Here is a 561-nt window from a genome sequence, read left to right on the forward strand (position 1 = left end):
TGACGCGCAGAACAACCCCAAGGTCGGTGGACCACCCGTCCCCGGCGTCGCCTTCCACGAAGAAGACGACGACATCGACGGGGACGCCGACGGCGACGATCGGTTCAACACCGACCACCGGAACGTGATCGACCCCCGCACCCCCGGGCAGAAGCGCCATGACGCGCTCGCGGCCGCGCTCGGGATCGCGGCCCGGCATCACGAGATGCCGTCCCTCGCCGGCGCCGCCCCCACCCTCGTCGTGCACGTCGACGCGAGAGACTTCGCGGACGGGACCGGGTGCGCCACCGTCGGCGGCGACGCCACTCCCATCCCGGTGTCCGTCGCGGCGCACACCGCCTGCACGGGCACGATCCAGCGGGTGCTGTTCGATGAAGGCCGGATCGTGGGGATCACCACCACCGACAGGGTGTTCACCATCCACCAGCGCCGGGCGATCATCGCCCGCGACAAGGAATGCCTGATCCCCGGCTGCCACGTCCCCGCCGAATGGTGCGAGCTCCACCACGTGATCGAACACGCCCGCGGCGGCCCCACCCACACCGACAACGGCGTCCCCCT

General features: G+C 71.1%; 1 protein-coding gene. It reads left to right on the top strand.

Annotation, left to right across the window (positions count from 1 at the left end; all coding sequences use genetic code 11):
* The coding region (locus IPV10_RS16850) for an HNH endonuclease signature motif containing protein (RefSeq protein ID WP_207485828.1) at positions 1-561 on the top strand (561 nt) is incomplete at both ends.

Source organism: Microbacterium sp. SD291, from assembly GCF_017355365.1.
Lineage (GTDB): Bacteria > Actinomycetota > Actinomycetes > Actinomycetales > Microbacteriaceae > Microbacterium.